Origin of the sequence: Endozoicomonas sp. OPT23 (genome assembly GCF_009653635.1) — a bacterium.
GTDB lineage: Bacteria > Pseudomonadota > Gammaproteobacteria > Pseudomonadales > Endozoicomonadaceae > Endozoicomonas_A.
On sequence record NZ_PPFD01000007.1, the window covers coordinates 459,773 to 484,380 of the forward strand.

Annotated in this window: 20 protein-coding genes and 1 riboswitch; of the genes, 1 reads left to right on the forward strand and 19 read right to left on the reverse strand. The window is 48.9% G+C overall.

The features are described 5' to 3' along the window. Positions 1-9: 9 nt before the first annotated feature. From EOPP23_RS18905 to guaB, 4 genes are all read right to left on the reverse strand, one after another. Positions 10-420 (reverse strand): CesT family type III secretion system chaperone, encoded by a 411-nt coding sequence (locus tag EOPP23_RS18905; RefSeq protein WP_255471737.1) that lies wholly within the window; start codon positions 418-420, stop codon positions 10-12. A 114-nt stretch (positions 421-534) separates the two neighbouring features. Continuing rightward, the gene (locus tag EOPP23_RS18910; protein ID WP_153767540.1) at positions 535-2,127 is read right to left on the reverse strand and encodes a Na+/H+ antiporter NhaC family protein; all 1,593 of its coding nucleotides are present in this window, start codon (positions 2,125-2,127) and stop codon (positions 535-537) included. 188 nt (positions 2,128-2,315) lie between these two features. Next, a riboswitch (Lysine riboswitch) is annotated at positions 2,316-2,507 on the reverse strand. Positions 2,508-2,706: 199 nt separating this feature from the next. After that, positions 2,707-4,284 carry a glutamine-hydrolyzing GMP synthase gene (gene guaA, locus EOPP23_RS18915; RefSeq protein ID WP_153767541.1) on the reverse strand — a complete coding sequence of 526 codons (1,578 nt, stop codon included), beginning with the start codon at positions 4,282-4,284 and terminating at the stop codon, positions 2,707-2,709. A 105-nt stretch (positions 4,285-4,389) separates the two neighbouring features. After that, positions 4,390-5,859 carry an IMP dehydrogenase gene (gene guaB, locus EOPP23_RS18920; RefSeq protein WP_153767542.1) on the reverse strand — a complete coding sequence of 490 codons (1,470 nt, stop codon included), beginning with the start codon at positions 5,857-5,859 and terminating at the stop codon, positions 4,390-4,392. Between the two features lie 144 nt (positions 5,860-6,003). Between guaB and xseA the strand changes: the two genes are divergently transcribed. Beyond that, complete coding sequence (gene xseA / locus EOPP23_RS18925) at positions 6,004-7,419, forward strand: exodeoxyribonuclease VII large subunit (RefSeq protein ID WP_228550782.1); 1,416 nt, start codon at positions 6,004-6,006, stop codon at positions 7,417-7,419. Between the two features lie 112 nt (positions 7,420-7,531). Here the strand turns inward: xseA and EOPP23_RS18930 are convergent, their stop codons facing one another. The 15 genes from EOPP23_RS18930 to queA form a co-directional block, all read right to left on the reverse strand. After that, positions 7,532-9,325: a hypothetical protein gene (locus tag EOPP23_RS18930; protein ID WP_153767543.1), complete on the reverse strand. Its 1,794-nt coding sequence runs from the start codon at positions 9,323-9,325 to the stop codon at positions 7,532-7,534. Positions 9,326-9,513: 188 nt separating this feature from the next. Continuing rightward, positions 9,514-9,885, reverse strand: a complete 372-nt coding sequence (locus tag EOPP23_RS18935; RefSeq protein WP_153767544.1) for a cupin domain-containing protein — start codon at positions 9,883-9,885, stop codon at positions 9,514-9,516. A gap of 22 nt (positions 9,886-9,907) precedes the next feature. Further along, positions 9,908-11,383: a ribosome biogenesis GTPase Der gene (gene der / locus EOPP23_RS18940; protein ID WP_153767597.1), complete on the reverse strand. Its 1,476-nt coding sequence runs from the start codon at positions 11,381-11,383 to the stop codon at positions 9,908-9,910. A gap of 158 nt (positions 11,384-11,541) precedes the next feature. Then, complete coding sequence (bamB, locus tag EOPP23_RS18945; protein WP_153767545.1) at positions 11,542-12,696, reverse strand: outer membrane protein assembly factor BamB; 1,155 nt, start codon at positions 12,694-12,696, stop codon at positions 11,542-11,544. 4 nt (positions 12,697-12,700) lie between these two features. Beyond that, positions 12,701-13,375, reverse strand: coding sequence for a tetratricopeptide repeat protein (locus tag EOPP23_RS18950; RefSeq protein ID WP_153767546.1), 675 nt, complete (start codon positions 13,373-13,375; stop codon positions 12,701-12,703). Positions 13,376-13,471: 96 nt separating this feature from the next. Continuing rightward, positions 13,472-14,749, reverse strand: coding sequence for a histidine--tRNA ligase (hisS, locus tag EOPP23_RS18955; protein WP_153767547.1), 1,278 nt, complete (start codon positions 14,747-14,749; stop codon positions 13,472-13,474). 138 nt (positions 14,750-14,887) lie between these two features. Beyond that, positions 14,888-15,940: a RodZ domain-containing protein gene (locus EOPP23_RS18960; RefSeq protein WP_153767548.1), complete on the reverse strand. Its 1,053-nt coding sequence runs from the start codon at positions 15,938-15,940 to the stop codon at positions 14,888-14,890. A 20-nt stretch (positions 15,941-15,960) separates the two neighbouring features. Then, positions 15,961-16,686, reverse strand: coding sequence for a type IV pilus biogenesis/stability protein PilW (pilW, locus tag EOPP23_RS18965; RefSeq protein ID WP_153767549.1), 726 nt, complete (start codon positions 16,684-16,686; stop codon positions 15,961-15,963). Between the two features lie 96 nt (positions 16,687-16,782). Continuing rightward, complete coding sequence (gene rlmN, locus EOPP23_RS18970; protein WP_153767550.1) at positions 16,783-17,931, reverse strand: 23S rRNA (adenine(2503)-C(2))-methyltransferase RlmN; 1,149 nt, start codon at positions 17,929-17,931, stop codon at positions 16,783-16,785. 70 nt (positions 17,932-18,001) lie between these two features. Next, entirely contained in the window at positions 18,002-18,433 is a 432-nt protein-coding gene (gene ndk, locus EOPP23_RS18975) for a nucleoside-diphosphate kinase (protein ID WP_153767551.1), read from the reverse strand. Between the two features lie 366 nt (positions 18,434-18,799). Further along, complete coding sequence (gene secF / locus EOPP23_RS18980; protein ID WP_153767552.1) at positions 18,800-19,711, reverse strand: protein translocase subunit SecF; 912 nt, start codon at positions 19,709-19,711, stop codon at positions 18,800-18,802. Positions 19,712-19,721: 10 nt separating this feature from the next. Beyond that, positions 19,722-21,593 carry a protein translocase subunit SecD gene (gene secD / locus EOPP23_RS18985; protein ID WP_153767553.1) on the reverse strand — a complete coding sequence of 624 codons (1,872 nt, stop codon included), beginning with the start codon at positions 21,591-21,593 and terminating at the stop codon, positions 19,722-19,724. A gap of 184 nt (positions 21,594-21,777) precedes the next feature. Beyond that, on the reverse strand, positions 21,778-22,113 hold the full coding sequence (gene yajC / locus EOPP23_RS18990; RefSeq protein WP_153767554.1) for a preprotein translocase subunit YajC: 336 nt from the start codon (positions 22,111-22,113) through the stop codon (positions 21,778-21,780). Between the two features lie 108 nt (positions 22,114-22,221). After that, on the reverse strand, positions 22,222-23,349 hold the full coding sequence (tgt, locus tag EOPP23_RS18995) for a tRNA guanosine(34) transglycosylase Tgt (protein WP_153767555.1): 1,128 nt from the start codon (positions 23,347-23,349) through the stop codon (positions 22,222-22,224). Positions 23,350-23,579: 230 nt separating this feature from the next. Then, on the reverse strand, positions 23,580-24,602 hold the full coding sequence (gene queA, locus EOPP23_RS19000; RefSeq protein ID WP_153767556.1) for a tRNA preQ1(34) S-adenosylmethionine ribosyltransferase-isomerase QueA: 1,023 nt from the start codon (positions 24,600-24,602) through the stop codon (positions 23,580-23,582). Positions 24,603-24,608 lie beyond the last annotated feature (6 nt).

The following is a 24,608-nucleotide window of genomic DNA, read 5'->3' on the forward strand; positions in this document are numbered from 1 at the left end:
AGCACTCCTTCAAGGCATAATCATGGTTGGCATAGCTGGCATCATCAGCTGATCCTGATGAATCAGGCTGGTGTAATACTCAAAATTATTGGCAAATTCAGACAAAGATTCTTCTATAGCCTCTTCATCCAGCCCTTGCAGGTTACAAGAGTAATGGAGCGCAAGCGCATCCTGATCAGGCTCTACAGAGAGAATGACACGCTGGGTTGTGGAAAGACCCAGCGTTTTCTTCATGATATCTCTCAACACTTTTTCACGTTCACTGGCACCTGCAGGTAAACCTGCAAGCAAACCGTGCAGATAGAATTTACCATTGGCCTGAAAGCAGGTCAGCTCAATACGGCCATCAATGGTGAGGTGGTAACGGTTATCGCGAAAGTCCAGGTCGCCCAGCTCATTGCGCTGAGCAACTGATTTCATAAGATGATCAAAACTCATAGCATCCGTGCCTTGAAAAGAAATCCATTTCTTTCAGTTTAATCCGGTTTCAGGCAATCGGGATGAAAACCTGAAGCCGGATTATGCAGCAGCAACTTAATCCGTAAGAGCATTGTTCAACGGCTTGGGTTGATTGCAGCCAGATAACTTCCTGAACAACAAAACCAGAGCAACAAAGGCAACACTGGATGCCATAAAGCCGGTACCAGCCGAGTCGGTAATACCCATAACCAGATAACCTATAGTGGCTACCAGAGCGATACCAATAGCATAAGGTAGCTGAGTCATCACATGGTCAATATGGTGGCAGGAGGCACCGGTAGAGGAAAGAATAGTGGTATCGGAAATCGGGGAGCAGTGATCCCCAAATACCGCACCGGCCAGAACAGAGGCCAGCATTGGCAGCATCATACCTATCTCCGCAGCAGCTGCCATATCACCGGCAATCGGCAGCATGATGCCGAAAGTGCCCCAGCTGGTGCCGGTAGCAAAGGCCATAGCTCCGGACACCACAAACATAATCAGTGGCAGGTAACCCGGATCAATTTCAGAACTTTTAACCAGTCCAGCCAGAAACTCACCAGTTTCCAGCGAGCCAATAACGTCCACCAGCACCCAGGCCATGATCAGGATATAAATGGCAGGCAACATGGATTTGGTACCTTCCACGATCGCCTTGACCCAGATATCCGCAGACAGCTTATGACGGGTCATACGAACAGCGGTAAACAGCAGTCCCACTAAACCACCATAAACCAGTGAGTTCACAACATTGGTGTTTTCGAAGGCACCCAGAATGGAGAAAGCAGTACCTGATTCTTTCAGAGCTTCTGCACCAGTCCAGATCAGAGAAGCGGTAGTCGCAATCACCAGCGCCAGAATCGGCAATACCAGATCCATTACCGTACCTTTCTCACTGGAACTGATGGTCACACCACCAGGGGGAGTACCTTTCTTGCAATCATACAGTTCACCGGCCTTGGCACGACGCTCATGGATTCGCATAGGGCCTACATTAAGATCCATAGCGGCGGTACAAATCACCAGAGCCAGCGCGAACACTGCATAGAGATTCATTGGAATCATGGTGACAAAGGCGGAAATAGCACTGATTTCAGTAATCTCATGAGCCACCAGAATACTGCCAATCAGGGCAATGATATAAGCACCCCAGCTGGAGATAGGGGTAATAACACAAACCGGCGCAGCAGTAGAATCGATCAGATAAGCCAGCTTGGCACGGGAAACACCGTGACGATCGGTCAGTGGGCGACCAATGTTGCCCACTGCCAGGGCATTGAAGTAATCATCGATAAAGATAATCACACCCAGCAGTACAGTCAGCAGCTGGGAACCCTGACGGGTTTTCACTCGCTGACGCGCCCAGTCACCAAAAGCGCGGGCACCACCGGATACATCAATCAGGGTTGTGATAACACCCAGCATCACCAGAAACAGCAGAATAAAAACACTGCCGGTGTTCAGGCCATCATCCCAGAATACTTCCAGAAAGCCCTTAGCCAGATACTCCAGAGTATGCATGATATTGAAATTGGTCAGCAACAGGCTGCCGGTAAGAATGCCCGCCCCCAGAGAAAGCAGCACATGGCGGGTAACAATAGCGAGCACAATGGCTACTGCCGGTGCCAGCAAGGATAAAAAAGATTGGTCGTAACTTATCAAGTCCATAAAACTGATCTCGTTGGATAAGAGCAGAACAGGCACAGAAATCCATTATCTGGGCGATTGATAAAACTCTTATGATGTCGGATCAGGAGGGCAATGGAGGAAAGGAAGAGTCTGTAATAGTTGTATGAAAATACGACTCTTGCTTTTAGCTGTTCAGAATCTGCCGGTAAGCAGACTCTTGAACAACTGAATCCAGTAGCGCTCCACAGTAAAAACTGTGACAGTGATACACCTGTTAAATGCATCACCAGCAGACGAACATGACGGTCTCGTCTACTTCGGCACCCTTCCCTTTCATCCGGTTTGTTGAACAGCAATGGCTGTTCAATGGAGTCACCCTACTCCGGATTACTGATAAATGGTGCGCCTCTACTCTCTTCTGAAGCTCCTTGTGGAGCTCCCGGTAAAGAGGATCACAGGCAGGGACGTAGCGACGGCATCCTGCCACGTCACCCCTGATTAGAGAGCCATTATCCACAGTAGCCAATGCCTGGCAACTGTAAAGATAAAAACGACTCCTATATTTACTGCTTTTATTATTAGAAACAGTAAATTAACCTGTTAATTACTACCGTTTGATCATTCCCACTCAATAGTCGCAGGCGGCTTACTGGAAACATCATAGGTCACACGGGACACATGTTCGATCTCGTTAATGATTCGACCAGACACCTTCTCTAGAAGTTCATAAGGCAGATGCGCCCAGCGAGCAGTCATGAAATCGATGGTTTCGACGGCACGCAGAGCAATCACGTATTCGTAGCGACGACCGTCACCTACTACACCCACAGACTTAACCGGCAGGAATACCGCAAAGGCTTGGCTGGTCTTTTGGTACCAGCCAGAATTGTGCAGTTCTTCGATAAAGATCGCGTCAGCCTGACGAAGAATATCGCAGTACTCTTTCTTCACTTCCGCCAGAACACGAACACCCAGACCCGGTCCCGGGAATGGATGACGGTAAACCATGTCGTATGGCAGACCCAATTCCAGACCAATTTTGCGCACTTCGTCTTTAAACAATTCGCGCAGTGGTTCTACCAGCTCCATCTCCATATCATCAGGCAGGCCACCGACATTGTGGTGAGACTTGATGACATGGGCTTTACCGGACTTGGCACCGGCAGACTCGATAACATCCGGATAGATAGTACCCTGAGCCAGGAAGTTTACGTCTTTAATCGCAGTTGCCTGCTCATCAAAAACATCGATAAAGGTATTACCAATCACCTTTCGCTTGGCTTCCGGATCACTGACACCTTTCAGCTTACCCAGGAACAGCTCTTCAGCATCGGCACGAATTACACGGACACCCATGTTCTCAGCAAACATAGACATCACCTGATCGCCTTCATTCAGACGCAACAGACCATTGTCTACGAATACACAGGTCAGCTGATCACCGATAGCCTTGTGCAGCAGTGCTGCAACAACACTGGAATCCACACCACCGGACAGACCCAGCAGAACCTTTCTGTCGCCTACCTGTTCACGAACACGCTCAATCGCGTCTTCAATAATCTGCCCTGGTGTCCAGAGTTTCTGGCAGCCAGCCAGTTCAACAACAAAACGTTCGAGAATACGTCCGCCTTGCTTGGTGTGAGTCACCTCCGGGTGGAACTGAATACCATAGAACTGCTTCTCTTCATTGGCCATGGCCGCAAACGGGCAGGAATCGGTAGAAGCGGTAACTACAAATCCTTCCGGTAATTCGGATACCTTGTCGCCGTGGCTCATCCAGACATCAAGACTCATTTTACCCGCAGCATTGATATGGTCTTCGATACCATCAAACAGGCGAGTCTTATTATCCAGATCAACCTGAGCGTAACCGAACTCACGCAGGTTGGAAGTGGACACTTTGCCACCCATTTGCTCAGCCATGGTTTGCATGCCGTAGCAAATACCCAGAACCGGTACACCCAGTTCAAATACCAGCTGTGGTGCTCTTGGAGAGTCGTCACCGGTTACAGATTCAGGGCCACCGGAAAGAATGACGGCTTTTGGCGCAAACTCGCGAATATCAGCTTCATCCATATCCCATGGGTGCAGCTCGCAATAAACACCAATTTCACGAACCCGACGAGCAATCAGCTGAGTGTACTGGGAACCGAAATCCAGAATCAGAATTCGTTCAGCATGGATATCCTGTGACATCTTATTTCTCTAATGATTCTTCAGATACAAAAACGGAACAGCTGAATACTCTTCACCTGTTCCGCCATAATTCACTGGCCTAACTATTAACCGATACGAGGACCTTTAGCCTACGCGATAGTTAGGTGCTTCCTTGGTAATGGTGACATCGTGCACATGGGACTCTTTCATGCCCGCATTTGTCACTCGAACAAATTCCGGCAGAGTACGCATGGTGTCGATATCAGCTGAACCGGTGTAACCCATGGAAGAACGCAAGCCACCCACCATCTGGTGAACAATGGCATGGATAGGACCTTTGTAAGGAACACGGCCTTCAATACCTTCCGGTACCAGCTTCTCGGTGCCGTCTTCTGCACTCTGGAAGTAACGGTCACTGGAACCGGACGCCTGAGACATGGCGCCCAGAGAACCCATACCACGGTAAGCCTTGTAGCTTCGACCCTGGAACAGCTCAACTTCACCCGGAGCTTCTTCAGTACCGGCCAGCATGCTGCCCAGCATTACGGTGCTGGCACCGGCCACAATAGCCTTGGCCAAATCGCCGGAGAAACGGATACCACCGTCAGCAATAACAGGAACACCGGTGCCTTTCAGTGCTTCTACAACATTGGCTACTGCAGTAATCTGCGGTACACCGATACCGGTAACGATTCGGGTTGTACAGATAGAGCCTGGACCAATACCGACTTTCACACCATCAGCACCAGCTTCAGCCAGAGCTTTAGCCGCAGCGCCGGTAGCAATATTGCCGCCAACCACCTGAACCTGTGGATAAGTTTCCTTAACCCAGCGAACGCGATCAATCACACCAATAGAGTGACCATGGGCGGTATCAACAATAATTACGTCAACACCGGCATCAACCAGTGCGGCTACACGATCCGGCGTTTCTGGGCCCGTACCGACAGCAGCACCGACACGCAGCTGGCCATGACTGTCTTTACTGGCGTTAGGGTAATCCTGAGCTTTCTTGATGTCTTTAACGGTCATCATGCCGACCAGACCAAAGTCAGCATCCACCACCAGCACTTTCTCAATGCGGTGTTTATGCAGCAACTTGCGAACAGTTTCCTGATCGGTACCTTCTTTAACGGTGACCAGACGATCTTTAGGGGTCATGATTTCCGCAACGGTTTTGTCCAGGTTAGAAACAAAACGAACGTCTCGGCTGGTTACGATACCGACCAGATCATCACCTTCCAGAACCGGTACGCCAGAAATTTTGTGGTAGGTGGTCAGATCAAGCAGGTCACGAACACTGGCAGAAGAATCGATAGTGATAGGGTCTTTCACCACACCACTTTCATGCTTCTTAACCTTGCGCACTTCATTAGCCTGCTGGGCAACGGTCATATTTTTATGGATGATACCGATGCCACCTTCCTGAGCCATGGCAATAGCCAAACGGGCTTCGGTCACTGTATCCATGGCTGCAGAAATCAGCGGGATTTTCAGTTCGATACCACGAGTCAGTCGAGTAGACAGGGAAACATCTTTGGGGAGGACTTCAGAATACCCTGGCAGGAGCAGGACATCATCAAACGTAAGGGCTTCTTGGGCGATTCTCAGCATTACCTGTTACCGATCCGACAATTGAATGGATGGAAAGAATCGCCATGATTATACATCAGCAGCCCATTCTGACAAAGAGAAAATACATTCAAATAAATTGACTGTTATTTGATCGACCTAGAGTCACAGTGGGTCACGGAATGGATGAGTGGTAGGATAACCACTGGCCAGCCTGAATTGATATGTCCGACTATGTATGACCAAGACCTTCCTTCGTTCCTGAATCAGGGTTCACAGCAGGAAAACCAGCCGCTTACCGTTACCGAACTGAACAGTCAGGCACGTCGTCTGCTGGAGACACGTTTCGCCAGCATTCGAGTAGAAGGCGAGATTTCAGGGTTTGTTAAACCTGCTTCAGGACACTGGTACTTCACTCTGAAGGATTCCTCTGCCCAGATTCGCTGCGCCATGTTCAAGGGCAGAAATCGTTCGGTTAAATTCCTGCCAGCGGAAGGCAAGCAGGTTTTGGTCAGGGGCAGAGTAAGTCTCTACGAAGGCAGAGGCGACTATCAGCTGATCGCAGACCATGTGGAAGAAGCGGGCGTGGGTGCTCTGCAGAGAGCCTTTGAAGAACTGAAGCGCAAGCTTGCTGCTGAAGGTCTGTTTAACACCGAAAATAAACGCCCCCTGCCCGAGCTGCCACAACATATTGGTGTAATCACCTCACCAACAGGCGCCGCTATCAGGGATATTCTGGCCGTACTTAAACGACGTTTTCCGACCATTCCGGTGACCGTTATTCCCAGTCTGGTTCAGGGCGATGCGGCAGCCGATGAACTGGTAAATGCCCTGAGAGTTGCTAATCAGTCACAACAGTTTGATGTATTGATTGTTGGCCGAGGCGGTGGCTCTTTGGAAGACCTATGGCCCTTTAATGAAGAAAAGGTTGCCCGTGCCATTGCTGCATCTGCAACACCTGTCGTCAGTGCGGTAGGTCACGAAATTGATTTTACCATTACCGACTTTGTTGCCGATTACCGAGCACCAACACCTTCGGCGGCAGCAGAAGTGTTAAGTCCGGACCGTATGGAATGGCTGAGTAAGGTGCAGTTTTTCCAGAGAAAGCTGAACACCCTGATTCAACATAAACTTCAGATATCCGCTCAGGCACTGGACAATTCCAGCCTTAGACTGCGTAATCCGAAAGATAAGCTTAGTGAACACAGCCAGCGGTTGGCTGATCTCGATATTCGCTTGCAGCAGGCCATCAGAATGCAGCTGCAAATGCAGCAGTCCAGTCTGCAAAAATCACAGGGAAGTTTGCAGCAGAATTCACCGAAACATCGAGTAAGCCAGATTAAATCCCGGCTTGAACATCGAAAAGAAACACTGGCCACATTGATGCAAAGAGTTCTTGAAAGAAAGGCGTCAAAGTTCCAGAATCTTTGCGGTCAGCTGACTACTGTCAGCCCCCTGGCTACTCTTTCGCGGGGATACTCTATTACTCGCAGCGGTGGCAGCGTGATTACCGATTCAGAGCAACTGAATCCTGGTGATCAGATTGAAACCCTGTTTAAGGAAGGAAAAGCGGATATGCAGGTTATTTCTGTTTCCAGATAAGCAGGCATATTTCTGGCCAGATTTTCAGAACAGTATATAAACAAGACAGTTGCTCATATACGATATGACGACTCTCAACAAGAGTTAAGACAATCGATCATGTCAGCAGGTATTAACTTCGTGATAGATAACGAAGAGGAAGCAAGAAACTGGTTTTATTACTTACACTAGGGGCAATAGCTCGGTCACATTTGCTGACCAGGCGATCAAATAAACATTTAATCACACATTTAGCACCAACCTTTAAGGTGCGTTTTCCTGACAATTCACTCCCTGTATTAAAGCCTTCCTTACTTTGAAATTCAGCAAGGTAAGGAGGAAGCTCTGACACCTCAGGGGGAAGTAAGACAAAATTACCATTTCTATCAACAGCAAGCTCTTCAGATGACAGTATTTTCAACTCATGGCTATCATTCTTACTCTCTATTTCATAAATTTTCCAACCATTCTGCTGATAACTCCTAATCTCTGAGAGGTTACAAGTGTCAATCAAGAACCTTCGCTTGCCTCCAAAGCATAATTTATGAACATCATCACTATCCGGATAAATCCTTCTTAATGCTTTATATTGCCCATCTATATCTCCGACCTCTAAGGTTCTCAAATTATCTCTAACGACTTCAAGCTTCTGAACGAGGTCACCCAGCCCCATTTTATCTACAGCATCATTACTTTCACACAATGCAACTAACGCCAGTTTCTTTATCCGCTCCGGGTCTCCCTCTGTTAGAATAGTGTCAATACCTCTACTCAATGCGCCTGATGACAGCATTCGATATAGACTTTGCGGATAGGCGCTACACACACTGTTCAAATGATAGTAAACACCTTTTTCAACACCGGAGTCAGCTCTAAACGGGTAATCGAGATAATTTGGGTGTATGGTTGTCTCAAGATCAAATATACAGTTCCACAAGCCAGCCCTGACAATTTTTTTCAAAAGCTCCTGATTTAACAAACCTGATTCAAAAAGCATTACAAGCTGATACATATGAGAGAACACTCCATGTTCTACATACACAAGCTCTGGTAACTCTTGATAGGCATCATTCTCTGCGACCGCATTCCCAATTGGTACTGGAGCATAACCTGCCAAAATTAAGCCGGAAGCATTAATTCCAGCCGACCTAAATTTATTTAAGAGTATATTTCGAATCTCTCCAGAAATATCGGGAAGCTCCTTATCTAAAAGCTCATTGAAACTTGTATTCACATAACCTATATGCCCTCTAAAGAACTCGCCATTATCGCAACTTGTACCAAATTTTTGTCGCTTACATCTGTCTGAGTTATGCACTTTAAAGAGAGGGACATCGTTCCCTACTCTAACTTTGCTATGAGGTATCTGTTTGTCATTTTTTTCCTGGTAGCTTGCTCTTAACTTCCCTCCTATCTCTGACAAGGTTGGAATCATATTCCTTTTATCCAAAATTTTATCGAGAATTTTTTCTGCTTTAAGGCGATCAATCTCAGTTAATTTCTCAAATTCTTTTTGATACTTTTTCTTTAAAATTGCTGCATAGGAGGACTGAAAATCTCCAATCGAGTGGTCATGCATAGCCGCCATTAACTTTTTACTTGGAACCAATAATTCATCAGGAGGTAGTCTTTCAAAATCAACAGCCCTAAAATTTATTTCTTCGTCTTGAAAAGAGCAATATGACCAACCTAAAACTCCGACCTCTCTTTCTTTAATCATTTCCTCATCATACTCACAATGCTGAAGATGATCTTTTACAACAGGATAAACATCACTCCTGACACGAAATGTCTTTTTTGAGCCGTCCCTCATGGTTATAGTTGAACTAATCCGCGCAGATTCAGTACCATTTTCATAATCAAAGTACTGCTCAGGATTCTGAAAGAGCTTATCCATAGCAGCTTGAGGAAGATTCTTTCCAAACATAATACAACACCAATAAATTAATATTGATATTTAGAAGTATAAGAATCCAAATAGTTTCTATTTCCCCTAACCATTCAGTTAGAACAGCTGACAGCAACCGACCTAGAAAGATACAAATAAATCTTACCCGAAAACATCATAAAATAACCTCAAAGAAGAAGTATTCTTTGATCAGTGCGTAGGTCTATTTAATAGTGCACAGCCAGCCAAACCGACTCAGTCGCAGGATCTGTCCACTCAACCCTGTGTCGAAGATGAGCAGGCAGCAAAAGATAATCACCCGCCTTCATTTCAACTTCCTGATCCTGCCCCTCTATTTTCAAACGGGCAGCACCGGACAGTAAAACAACCCATTCATCCCGCGGCTGATCATACCACTCACCTTTCGGAGTGGCGTGACCACGGGACACAATGCGCTCAATCGTAACATTATCGTTTTCAGCCAGAACCTCTATCAACTCTTCAGGTAGCTCTCCTGGTAGCTCTCTTGAACAGTCTTCAGAAAACCCTCCAGAAGACCCTTCAGAAGAGACGCCCTGAATAGTATCAAAGAGGTTCATGGCTATTTATCTCCTTAGAGAATTAACGACGCGCTTTCTGCTTTTTCTTATTCGGACTGTCTTTCTTCTTACTCTTCAACTCAATCGTACGACGCTTATGAGTCACTTTGCGCTCGCCGTCACCATGACTCTTCTTATGCACTGCTTTACGATCAGCAAAAGGGTTCTCGGAAGAGCGGAACTCGATGCGAATTGGCGTACCCATAATCTTCAACACCTTACGGAAGGTATTTTCCAGATAACGTTTGTAGGAAGCTGGTACTTCCTCCGTCTGGTTACCGTGGATAATAATGGTCGGCGGATTCATTGCACCAGCGTGACAGTAACGCAGCTTGATACGACGGTTACGAACCAACGGAGGCTGGTGAACCTTAACAGCATCTTCCAGAATACGGGTCAGCTGGTTAGTGGACAACTTCTTGGTTGCACACTCATAAGCTTCATCAATAGACTCATACAGGTGACCGACATTGGTACCGTGCATGGCAGAGATCATATGAATGCGGGCAAAGTTGATAAAGTCCAGACGACGACTCAACTCTTCCTTCACCTTCTTACGCTCTTCTTCCTTCATCCCGTCCCATTTGTTGACAGCAAGAACGACGGCACGACCGGATTCCAGAATGAAGCCCAGCAGGTGCAGATCCTGCTCAACAATACCTTCACGAGCATCCAGCACCAGAACCACTACGTTAGCGTCTTCAATCGCCTGCAGGGTTTTAACCACCGAGAACTTCTCGGCAATCTCATGCACCTTACCGCGACGACGAACACCGGCGGTATCAATCAGGGTGTAATCCTGACCAAAACGCTCATAGGGAATATAAACACTGTCCCGGGTTGTACCAGCCTGGTCGTATACAACAACCCGCTCTTCACCCAGTAGACGGTTAACCAGTGTTGATTTACCGACGTTTGGACGACCCACGATACCAATCTTGATACCACGGGTTTTATCGTCTTCTTCCTCTTCCTCAGCTTGCGCTTCAAATTCTTCGGTCGTCAGGCCGGTGACTCTTTCAAGCACATCATCAATCATCTGCTTAACACCACGGCCGTGTACCGCAGCGACATGGTAAGCTTCGCCAAAACCAAGTCTGGCAAAATCCGCTTCCGCCTGGTCGGCATCTACGGTGTCGGTTTTGTTCAATACCAGCTTGTAGCTTTTACCCTGCTTTCGCAGATGGTCAGCAATCATTTCGTCGGCCGCCGTCATGCCAGCGCGGGCATCGACCATAAACAGCACAATATCGGCTTCATCAATAGCGGCCAGAGACTGTTCCGCCATAGCGGAATCAATGCCTTCTTCGTCACCACTGATACCACCGGTATCAACAACAATGTAAGGGCGTTCGCCCATTTTCCCTTCACCGTATTTACGGTCACGGGTCAAACCAGCAACATTGGCTACCAGTGCATCCCTGGAACGGGTCAAACGATTAAACAGGGTAGATTTGCCCACATTCGGACGCCCTACCAGGGCAATTACAGGAACCATACTCTTCATTTCCACTCACTGCCGATACTGCACGGCAGTGATAATTTTTCATTTAGCTTCGGATATATTACCGACGCCTTGAAACAGAAAAAGGGCTGAACCCCTTCGGATTCAGCCCATTCATTTCAGAGACCTGCTACAGGCCTACTGAATCGGTATTACTTCTGCTTGAGTGCTGTCAGTTTGCCGTCAGCATTCAATACATACAGATAGTCACCGCCAACTGTCAGTGGTGCTTTAATAGCGCCACCCACTTTGTAACGACCTGCAAGGCCACCATCAACCTGAGACATCAGGTGCACATAGCCTTCGGCATCACCAACAGCGACATAACTGCTGTAAGTCACAGGCGCTGTCAGCAGACGGTATTCCAGCTTGTCCTGACGCCAGCTTACTGCACCGGAACGCTGATCAAGTGAGCTGACATAGCTGCTGTCATCGGTCAGGTACAAAGAACCAAAGCCTTCGGAAATGGTCTTGTAGCTGGACAGTTCACGGGTCCACTTTACACGGCCGGAATACTTATCCATGGCCGCAGCATTACCCTGAAAACTCACCAGGAAGATACTGTCGCCGACAATCAATGGCTGCGCCTTGATGTCCACCATACGTTCCAGTTCAGACGTTCCCTTTGGAATAGACACACGACTGGACCAGAGTGGCGCACCATCCGTCATACGAAACGCTTTCGCTTCACCGTTGGAAAGACCAACAAACACAGCTTCGCCTTCAATACGAGGGGTACTGGTACCACGCAGGGTCAGTGCTGGCTGCAGGTTTTCCTGACGCCACAACTGTTTACCGTCTGTAGCGTCGTAAGCCGCTACGGTGTCATCAATGGACTGAACAATAACGATCTGGCCATTAGTCTGCGGAGAGGAAATTACTTCGCTGCTGACCGAAATATTCCACAACAGGGTACCGTCTGTTTCTTTCAGAGCAACCAGGCGGCCATTCAGCGTTCCGAATAACAACAAACCTGCATCAGCGGTAATACCACCACTGACTTTAAGTTTGAGTTCCTTGTTCCAGAGCACCTTACCGGTTTCCCGATTCAGAGCTGTAACCTCACCATCAGCACCCACGGTGTAGATAACGTTGCCGGAAATGGACGGCACCAGACGTTCAAGACTGCCTCTGGTTCCTTCGCCAATGCCTTTTGACCAGACTTCGGTCAGCTCAACATCCGCTTTGAATTCGGTCAGACTTTTTGGTTTACGTACTTCTTCCTCATCGGAAGAAAACATGCTGCAGGCCGTTACACTCATACCCAGTGCAACAACCACTGCCAGCCGGCAAATCCTCTCCATCATTCCTTTAGCCCTCTGTGGTCTTTACCGCCAGATCATCCAGCTTGAATTGCAACAGTGGTCGAGCTTCACCATTGGCTTGAGCGGCATCCAGAGCTTTCTGGTAAGCAGCCCGGGCACTATCCCTGTCACCTTTGGCCAACAGTGCATCACCGCGAACGGCTTCAATGGTGGCAACAAAACCGGCCTCAGAACTGGCAGCGGCCAGTACATCCAGCGCCGCCTGAGCATTGTCCGCAGACTGACCCAGCATGACGCGCGCCAGACGGGTACGAGCCAGCAGCTCGGTTTCCTGATTGGTGTTCTGATCAACAACCCACTGCAAGCTGGCACGAGCGCCATCCAGATCATTGGATTGAACCTGTACCCTGGCCTGCTGAAGCATGGCGTAGGCTGCATAGCGGGAACCGCTGTAATCAGCCTTCAATGTTTCGGCAACATGCTGGACAGTAGACTTCTGCTGTTCAGTCAGGCTTTGACCCTGAGCAGCACTGGCAGAAGCATCCAGTAGACTTTGATACAACTGTGAAGCGGCTGCAGACGTTTCATACTGGTTCTGTTTATAGGCTTTATAACCAAAAACAGCGACCAGAGTAATCACTACACCGGCAATAACTGGCTTACCATAGTCCTGCCAGAGGTTCTTAAGCTGTTCAACTTCTTCTTCGTCTGTACGACTCACTCAATCTCTCCTGAATCCAGAAACTTCAGAGTTTATTATCAAGGTTTGGAACGTTTCTCTCGCTGACCTCTACTGACGTCAGCGATCATTTTTTATTTAAAACGACTGCTTTGCCAGAAAGCTGATAGCTTCTGCTACCGACATGGTGACCTGCTCACCTTCAGTGGTCAATGGCTTGATGGACACCTGACGGGCTGTCAGCTCATCCTCACCAATAATAAGAGCAAAATCGGCACCACTGCTAAAGGCGCGCTTCATCTGGCCTTTAAAACCACCGCCACAGTTCACCAGCATCTTCAGCTCAGGCAAACCGGTACGAATTTCTTCCAGCATCGGCATGGCTTTACCGCTGACACCTTCACCGCGAGTCACCACGGCGACATCAACCGTCTTGTTAACAGACTCCGGAACCAGTTCAAGAGTTTCAAGCATCAGTACCAGACGTTCAATACCCATGGCGAAACCGATAGCCGGCGTAGGCTTGCCGCCCAGCATTTCGACCAGAGCGTCATAACGACCACCACCACACACAGTACCCTGGGCACCGAGGCTGTCGGTAATCCATTCAAATACGGTTTTACTGTAGTAATCGAGACCGCGAACCAGTGTCGGGTTCACAACATACTCAATACCGGCAGCGTCGAGAATATCACGCAACTGCTGGAAGTGTTCAGCAGACTCCTGATCCATGTAATCAGACATTACCGGCGCATCAGCCACAATTTCCTGAGTACGTTTGTCCTTGCTGTCGAGAATACGCAGCGGATTAATACTCAGGCGACGCTGACTGTCTTCATCCAGTTCACTTTCATACTGACTCAGATACTCAACCAGCGCGGCACGGTATGCAGTGCGGGCTTCAAGAGTACCGAGCGTATTCAGTTCAAGACGAACGTGCTTATCAATGCCCAGCTCTTTCCAGAGACGAGCGGTCAGCAGAATCAGTTCGGCATCGATGTCCGGACCGGCCATACCAAAAGCTTCAACACTGAATTGGTGGAACTGACGGTAACGACCTTTCTGTGGACGTTCATAACGGAACATTGGCCCCATGGTCCAGAGACGCTGGGTCTGGTTGTAAAACAAACCATGCTGGATACCGGCGCGAACAATACCGGCAGTCCCTTCAGGGCGCAGAGCCAGGCCTTCACCGTTGCGATCCTCGAAGGCGTACATCTCTTTTTCAACAATATCAGTACCGGCACCAATACCACGACTGAACAGTGGGCTCGGTTCAACGATCGGCATACGGACTTCACGATAGCTATAGGCGGCCATCGAATGTCGAAGCTTGGACTCCAGGTATTGCCAGGCAGGGCTCTGCTCAGGCAGGAGATCGTTCATACCGCGAATGGCTTGGAGTTGCTTGGCCAACTTCTAACGTCCTCAATCCTCAACTGCAGCACAACATTCGGCAGCTGCATCAATCACTTACGCGCACCGAAGAAAAAACCGGCCCGCAAAATGGTCAACTATACCCTTTCAAGGCCTGTGAGTACACGCTATGCCGTATTAACCCGCTTCAGTAGCATCCAGAACCAGACTGGCCACGTTCTTGCCTGGTCTGCTTTTAATGGTTTGTTCTCTGCCGGCAAAGGTCAGGCTGCTGACACCACCGACATTACCGAAACGGACAATGACCTTTTCAGGCACTTCTAAATCCAGTGTGGAACCGGCTTTTTGCACGTCGGTATACAACACTTTATTACTGAGGTTTTTTACCTGCACCCAGCAATCATCAGAAAAACTGACTAACAGCTTCACCAGCACATAAGCCGACTCAGTCACCTGCGATTCAGCTTTGTTCTCAGCAAGCGGTTTAATCAGTTCTGCCTTTGGTTCTTCTGCAGCAACTTTTTCAACCGCTACAGCCTTTTCAACGGTTGCAGTCTCCGGCTCAGCCTCTCTCACCACCGACCTTTCTGAAGCAAGATCATCAATGATTTCCTGTTCCTTTACAGCTTCAGCCTCTTCCAGAGGTATCTCAACCGGATCCGGTTTTTCAGCGACTGTTATCGGAGTTTGCTCCTGAGACTGATTAAAAGCATCAGTTTGCTTTGGCTCTTCAGAAGAAGATTCAGCAGGTTGTTCAATCAAGGCAGGGGCCGTCTCGATATCTTCCTGAATCGGTGCTTCATCATCACCTTTAAAGCCGTAGTAACTGATAACACCGGCAATAATAATCGCAACAATCAGACCGCTCAGTGCCACAACAGGCGACATAGGTCTACGATTGGAAATAGGATTACCTTCTTTCAGATGCGGGGTTTCTGAACGATCATCACCGGTAAAACGGTCAAACCGGTCGACCATCTCCTCGGCGCTCAACTCAAGAACATTCGCATAGCTTCTGATCCAGCCACGGGCGAACACCAGCCCAGGCAAACGACTGTAGTCACTGCTTTCAATGTCAATGATATAGGATTCAGGCAGCTTCATTCGATCAGCGATATCAGCGATAGAAAGTCCGGCCTTTTCACGGGCCTGCCTGAGAAAGTCACCCGGTTTTTGCTGTCCGGTTGCTGATGCTTCTGACTGCTGTTCAGCAGATTGTTCGCTACTCATTACTGCTTACTCCCACCCCTTCATCGTGTGGATGATGGGTACAAACGTTCTAATTGCAGGGTATAGCTGGCGGCGGCACTGTTATCGCCATTTGCTTTTGCGAGCTTGATACCCAGTTTCAAACTTTGTTCATTCTGACCAGCCAGACGAGTAAAAATCTGATAGTGACCCCAGGCCTCTCTCGATTTACCCTGCTCTTCCAGAATGGTGGCCAGCTCAAGTCTTGCTCTGGCAAGGTTACCATTAAGCTTGAGGGCTTTTTGAAAATGTTCCCGTGCTTGAGAAAGTCGTCCAAGATTTAACGACACTAAACCCATATTCTCATAGGCACGACTGCGACTACTGTATTTCACATTATCCGCAGCCACGGCAAACTGTCGATAAGCTTCATTGAGGCGACCTTCACCAAAGAGGAAAGCTCCGTAATTGTTACGAATATCGGCCGCATCCGACTTCAGAGAGAGAGCCTTTTTAAACGACTGGTCCGCCAGCAAATTCTCACCCTGCACCTGATAAATCAGACCCAGCGTACCGTAAACTTCTGCTGAATCAGGGTCCAGTTCAAGGGCCCGATTCACCGGATTAATAGCTCGTTCGGCGTATCCCTGCTGAAGATAGCCCCGAGACAGCTCAAGATAGCTCTGCACAGCATTGTTCTTATTGACCGGGCGATTACCACCGTTGGACACACAGCCCACCAGCAGCACGGTAACAACCAGAAAAATCGCTCTTAACATAGCAGCCATGCAGTTCCTTAATCAGTGTGTAGACACACGTAATCGAATATCACATTTTTTGAATTAAAAAAAACGAAGCCTCTGGCTCCGTTTTTAATTACTCGATTACGCTTCGCTCAGCTGCCTGGCAGACTGATAACGTTCACTTCTTCGAGTTTTGTCGGCAACCTGACCAACCAGCTGACCACAGGCGGCGTCAATATCATCGCCACGGGTCTTTCTTACAGTCACATTAAATCCGGCCAGCTGCAAGCTTTCCTGGAAACGACGTACAGCATTACCGCTTGGACGCTCGTAACCGGAATGCGGGAACGGATTAAAGGGTATCAGGTTAATCTTGCAAGGTACCTTTTTCAACAGCTTGATCAACTGCTCAACATGCTCAGGCTGATCATTGATACCGGCCATCATAGTGTACTCAATAGTCACTACGCGCTTGTCGCGAAGGCCGCTCATGTATTGATCAATGGCATCCAGCAATTCCGCCAGTGGGTACTTGCGGTTGATGGGAACCAGAACATTACGCAGTTCATCGTTAGGTGCATGCAGGGAAACGGCCAGAGATACATCGGTCACGTCGCCCAGCTTTCTAAGGGCCGGCACAACACCAGAAGTACTCAGGGTGACTCGTCGCTTTGACAGACCATAACCAAAGTCGTCCATCATCAGGTTCATGGAGTCGACGACATTGTCAAAATTCATCAGAGGTTCGCCCATACCCATCATAACAACGTTAGTGATGGAACGATCCATTTTGGCAGGCACATTATTCAAATGCTTGGCAGCTATCCACACCTGACCAATAATTTCAGCCACAGTCAGATCAGAGTTAAAACCCTGCTTGCCTGTTGAACAGAAACTGCAGTCCAGTGAACAACCGGCCTGGGAAGATACGCAGAGCGTACCGCGCTTACCTTCGGGAATATAAACGGTTTCCACACAGCTGCCACTGGCAACGCGTACAATCCATTTACAGGTACCGTCTTCAGAGAACAGGCTATTGACGACTTCCGGCCCACGAATTTCAGCGATCTTTTTCAGTTTTTCTTTCAGTGCTTTGCTGACATTGGTCATTTCGTCAAAGTCAGAGACGCCAAAGTGATGAATCCACTTCAGAATCTGGGTCGCACGGAATTTTTTCTCACCGATGCTGAGGAAGAACTCAACCATCTTCTCCTGGGAGAAATCCAGCAGATTGATTTTGGGTTCCTGAACAGGTTCCGATGCGGAACTGACGGTGATGATATCGGACATTTTTTTACCTCAAAAAACTACGGGGCGGTTGATCTGTCCTTCCCACAGATCAACCGCCCCGCAATTTTACTTATCGTGTGCGCGGGCAGATTTCTTCGCTTTCGAAGAAGTAAGCCACTTCGCGCGCAGCAGATTCCAGAGAATCGGAACCGTGCACAGCATTTTCATCAATGGTAGAAGCGAAATCAGCACGGATAGTGCCTTCAGCCGCTTCAGCCGGGTTAGTAGCGCCCATCAGGTCACGGTGAGCCAGTACGGCATTTTCACCTTCCAGAACGGAAACTACAACCGGGCCGGACGTCATGAAAGAAACCAGATCCTTAAAAAAAGGACGTTCTTTATGCTCGGCGTAAAAACCTTCAGCCTTTTCCTGGCTCAGGTGAGTCATCTTGGAACCAACAACTTTCAGACCATTGCTTTCGAAACGGCTGTAAATCTTACCGATTACATTTTTGGCAACGGCGTCTGGCTTGATGATAGACAAAGTGCGTTCTACGGCCATTACTACTCTCCAACTTTTTAGTCGTTTTTCCCAACCTCACCGCTACTGATGACTCAGCACCCCCTGAGGCCGGATTTATAATTTATTTATGCCTTAACCCTTTACCGGCAAGCCAGAACAAAGGCTCACAGTCACAGGAAAGTCTGGTGCGCATTGTAAACGATCGTTTCTTCAGTGTCAGTCCTGAAATTTCAAAAGCCGTATAACTACTGCGTTGACCTGAATCAACAGAATATTTTTATATAAAACAATAATTTGACCCTAATCAATAAGGTTCGTCGCTGCATTTCTGACCTACAGAGACAAAACTGCCGGCATAAAGCCGGCAGTTTATAGAACCTTAATCAACCATTTAATCAATCTTGATCAGGGCGTTTCATCTTCCAGATCTTCCTTCACAGGAATAATCAGGTCTTCACGACTGATCTTCATGTAAAGCAGGATATTGGACGCGATGTAGATGGAGGAATAAGTACCCACACCCACACCGACGATCAGCGCAGTAGCAAAACCGTTGATCATCTCACCGCCAAACAGGAACAGGGAGATCAGTACCATTAAAGTAGTACCGGAGGTTGCCAAAGTACGACCCAGAGTCTGGGTCAGAGATACGTTGATAATCTCGTCCGGCTCGCCTTTACGCAACTTACGGAAGTTCTCGCGCACCCGGTCATAAACTATAATCGTATCGTTCAGCGAGTAACCGATCACCGCCAGAATCGCCGCCAGCACCGTCAGATCAAACTGCAACTGAAACAGAGAGAACAGACCCAGCACAATAATAGAATCGTGCGCCAGGGCCAGCACTGCACCGACAGAGAACTTGAACTGGAAACGGAAGGCGATGTAGAGCATAACCAGACCGAGTGCCATCAGCATACCCAGACCGCCTTGCTCTCTCAGACGCTCACCGACCTGCGGGCCAACAAATTCAACACGCTTCACTTCAATTGAACCATCGTGCTTCTGATCAAGAACACTGGCAATCTTATTACCCAGCGCCGGATCATCACCTGGGATACGCACCAGCACATCACTAACCGAACCGTATTCCTGAACCACGGAATCAGAAAAACCTTCTGCTGCCAGCTGGTCACGAATAGCGCTAGTATCGGCGGGTTTGTCGTACACCAGCTCAATCAGGGTACCGCCGGTAAAGTCCAGCCCCCAGTTGATGCCCTTCACGGCCAGAGTGCCGAGGGAACCGACAATCATCAACACCGACAACACCGTAGCGAAGGTGCGCAGGCGCATGAACTGAATCACTTTTTGTTCCATTGCACTCACCTCAGATGCTCAGCTTCTTGATGTCGTTACGACCGCCGTACCACAGGTTAACCAGAGCACGGGTCACCATAATGGCGGAGAACATGGACGTAATGATACCGATGGACAGAGTTACCGCGAAGCCCTTAATAGGGCCGGTTCCCACTGCGAACAGGATAATACCCACCAGCAAGGTAGTGATGTTACCGTCGAAGATGGAAACAAAGGCACGATCATAACCTTCATGAATCGCACGCTGGACTGAACGCCCCAACTTGATCTCTTCCCGTATCCGCGAGAACACCAATACGTTAGCGTCCACCGCCATACCCAGAGTCAGTACGATACCGGCAATACCCGGCATGGTCAGGGTCGCACCAAAGATACTCATGGCCGCTGTCAGCAACATCAGGTTGATCGCCAGTGCAATGTTCGCCATCAAACCGAACATGCGATACACAATCAACATAAAGGCAATCACAAGACCCATACCCAGCAGAGTAGAGTCGACACCTTTCATGATGTTTTCAGCACCCAGGCTTGGACCGACGGTACGCTCTTCAACGAAGTACATAGGCGCAGCCAGAGAACCCGCTCTCAGCAGCAGTGCCAGTTCAGACGCTTCGCCGGAAGAATCCAGACCGGTAATACGGAACTGGTTACCCAGAGCAGATTGAATGGTCGCCAGGCTGATGATCTTGCGTTCTTCACGGAAGCCCTGAACCTTCACCTTTTCTTTCTTGCCATCCACATCGCGAATTTCAGTCCGGGTCACCGGCTTCTGTTCGATGAAGATAACCGCCATGCTACGACCGATATTATTTCGGGTCTGACGGTTCATCTGCTGACCGCCGCGACTGTCGAGGCTGATGTTTACCTGAGGCTGGCCACTTTCAGTGTCGAAGTTGGACTGAGCGCTGGACACCTGCTCACCAGTGATGATGATGTCACGTTCCAAATTCACTGCCGGACGACGAGCGTCGCGGAATTCGAAAGACTCAGTCGTACTTCGGGAAGCATTTTGTTGCGCTTCGAGACGGAACTCCAGATTCGCTGCCTTACCCAGAATACGCTTGGCTTCAGCGGTATCCTGAACACCCGGCAATTCCACCACGATGTTATTACGGCCCTGACGCTGAACCAGAGGCTCGGACACACCCAGTTCGTTAACACGATTACGGATAGTGGTCAGGTTCTGCTTAACCGCATAGTCTTCCAGAGTACGGATGTACTGTTCGGAGAACTTGAAAGAAACAACGTAACGGGAATCCAGATCTTCGGTCTGCACCTGCAGGTCCGGGAAATCTTTCTTGATGCGCTTCTCGGCTTTATCACGAGTTTCGGCATCATTGAACGCCAACTGACGTGCGCCGTCGGCACGTTCCGGCATGGTCCGGTAGCGCAAACGCTCTTTACGCAGCAGGGTACGAATTTCGGTATTGGAGATATCCAGGCGGGTTTTCACAGCACGGGCCGTATCGACTTCCAGCAGGAAGTGAACACCACCGGAAAGGTCAAGACCCAGCTTCATCGGATAGGCGCCAAGAGACGTCAGCCAGTCAGGCGTAGTGGGTGCAAGGTTCAGGGCAACGATGTAATTATCACCCAAAGCGTCCTTGATCACCGACTTGGCCAGCTGTTGCTGATCAGCCTGCTGTAGACGAAACAGAATACTGCCTTTGCCAAGCTCGTCCGCTTTGACAGCAATACCGGCCTCAGTCAAAGCCTTGAGCGACTTTCCCTGAACCCTGTCATCCGCCTGATAGGCCGAGCCAGTACCGGAAATCTGAATCGCCGGATCGTCCGGATATAGATTAGGTAGAGCGTACACTACGCCGAGTGCAACAATGCACACAATCAGCAGGTACTTCCACAGGGGGTAACGATTGAGCATGGCTCACCGGTTCCTGTTGTTTTTAAGAATTGTATCTATGAAATGCCCCCTCTGGTAAAACACCAGCTGAGTCGGTTACAACAGGACAAGCTGTTATCACCTGAACTTCAGAGACCATCTCCATTTCTCAAGAGAAAATCGGACACAATACTGCGTCCGACCTTTGCTATTTATAACGACCGTTTTACTTGATCGCCTTAATCGTGCCCTTAGGCAGTGATGCAGCGATGGAAGCCTTCTGGAAGTTTAACTCCATGTTGTCGGCAACCTGCAGAGTAACGAATTCGTCAGTGGTGTTGGTGATCTTACCAACAATACCGCCAGTGGTTACTACTTCATCACCCTTGTTCAGAGCACTCATCAGATTCTTATGTTCTTTCTGACGCTTGGACTGTGGGCGCCAGATCAGCAACCAGAAAATCAGTACAAAACCACCCAGCATCACCAGCTGACCAACAACACTTGGACCGGCAGCTGCGGCACCGCCTTCGGCGAAGGCTGGACTGATAAGAGACAACATTATTTAAAACTCCTTAAAGCTTATCGATTGTATTCCATGCTACTGAAAGCCTGTTTAAAAGTAGCGTACTTTTCTGCACGCTACTTTCAAGCAGCCTGAACGATGGTTTTAGTTCTTTTCCTGATTCAGGGCTGGAACTGGCTGACCACGCTTTCGGTAGAATTCTTCAACAAAGTCGTTCAATTTACCCTGTTCAATGGCGTCTCGCAAACCGGCCATCACTCGCTGATAGTAGCGCAGGTTATGAATGGTATTGAGCATACTGCCAAGAATCTCGCCACATTTGTCCAGATGATGCAGATAGGCACGGCTGAAGTTCTGGCAAGTATAGCAATCACAGTTGGCTTCTAATGGACCTTCGTCCCGCTTGTGGCGAGCGTTGCGAATCTTGATCACGCCCTCACCAACAAACAGGTGTCCATTACGAGCATTACGGGTTGGCATCACGCAGTCAAACATATCAACACCACGGCGAACCGCTTCAACGATATCTTCCGGCTTGCCCACACCCATCAGGTAACGTGGATAACCTTCAGGAATCTTTGGTGTGATGTGCGACAGAATACGCATCATGTCTTCTTTGGTTTCACCCACAGACAGACCACCGATGGCGTAACCATCAAAGCCAATATCGTGCAGACCTTCCATAGAGATATCACGCAGGTTTTCAAACATGCCGCCCTGAATAATGCCGAACAGCGCAGAAGGGCTGTCGCCGTGAGCCACCTTGGAACGTTTAGCCCAACGCAGGGACAGTTCCATGGATTCACGGGCTTCGTTTTCGTCCGCTTCACCGTCAGTGCACTCATCGAAAATCATCACGATGTCAGAACCCAGCTCGCGCTGAACCTGCATGGAGACTTCCGGGCTCAGAAACACCGGAGAACCGTCTACTGGTGATTTGAAGGACACACCTTCTTCGGTGATCTTGCGCATCTTGCCCAGACTGAACACCTGGAAACCGCCGGAGTCGGTCAAAATAGGACCACTCCACTGGTTAAAGTCATGGAGATCACCATGCTGCTGAATCACTTCAGTACCCGGACGCAGCATCAGGTGAAAGGTGTTACCCAGAATAATTTCGGCACCGACATCCTTGATGTCTTTCGGCATCATGCCTTTTACCGTGCCATAGGTTCCCACCGGCATAAAGCACGGCGTTTCAACGGTTCCGCGAGGAAACGTCAAACGACCACGACGAGCTTCACCATCCTGGGCCAGCTCTTCAAACTGCATGAAGCACTCTTCTCTTTTCATGAGCCTCTCAATTCAGTCGCCACCGAAAAACAGTTCGGAGCTTTACTGATCAAACAACAATTAAACCATTAAGGTTGAGACTGAGACCTGTAATTTCAAGGTCTCAAGTTGACGAATGTCACTGATTTGAAAAATACCGGTGCATTCAATTCGACTTACGGGACTGCTACATATGTGCTAGCTACAAGATGTTAGCTTCAAGACGCTAACTACTTGCGTGTCAGCCACATGGCATCGCCGTAACTGAAAAAGCGGTAGCCTTCTTTTACTGCTTCGTTGTATGCCTTGAGAATCTCTTCCTGACCGGAAAAAGCACTCACCAGCATCAGCAGTGTCGATTGCGGAAGGTGGAAATTGGTGATCATGGCATCCACAGAGCGGAACTGGTAACCCGGATAAATAAAGATCTCGGAATCACCGTAGAAAGGTTCAATCTCGCCATTGGCAGAAGCCGACTCCAGTGAGCGGACAGACGTCGTACCCACAGCCACGACTTTATTGCCACGAGCGCGGGCAGCCTTTACGGCTTCACACACGTCTTCCGGTACTTCGATGTATTCAGCGTGCATGATGTGGTCAGCAATATCGTCAACCTTTACCGGTTGAAAAGTACCCGAGCCCACATGCAGGGTGACAAAAGCCTGCTCTACACCCTTTGCTTTCAAACGCTCCAGCATGCCTTCATCAAAGTGCAGGCCTGCGGTCGGTGCAGCAACGGCGCCATCCTTTTCAGCAAATACGGTTTGATAACGTAAGCGATCCGCACTGCCGTCTTCACGATCGATATACGGCGGCAGTGGCATATGACCAAACTCTTCCAGCAGCGGTAAAACCGGCTGGGCAAATTCGATAATAAACAGGTTCTCTTTACGGCCAGTGACTTGTGCAACAATATTGTCGTCGGCCAGATAAATCGTACTACCCGGTTTGGGTGAACGACTGGAACGAACGTGAGCCAGCACGGCTTTTTCGTCGGTTACCCGCTCGATCAGCACTTCCAGCTTACCGCCACTTTCCTTGCGACCAAACAATCGTGCTGGAATTACCCGGGTATTGTTCATAACCAGCAGGTCACCGGGTTCAAGCAGTTCTTCCACTTCGGTAAACAAGCTGTGACTAATCACACCACTGGTACCGTCCAACTTCAACAATCGGCTGCCGGTACGGTCTTCAGCGGGGAAGCGGGCTATCTGCTCATCGGGCAGTTCGAAATCAAAATCACTGACACGCATAAGTAC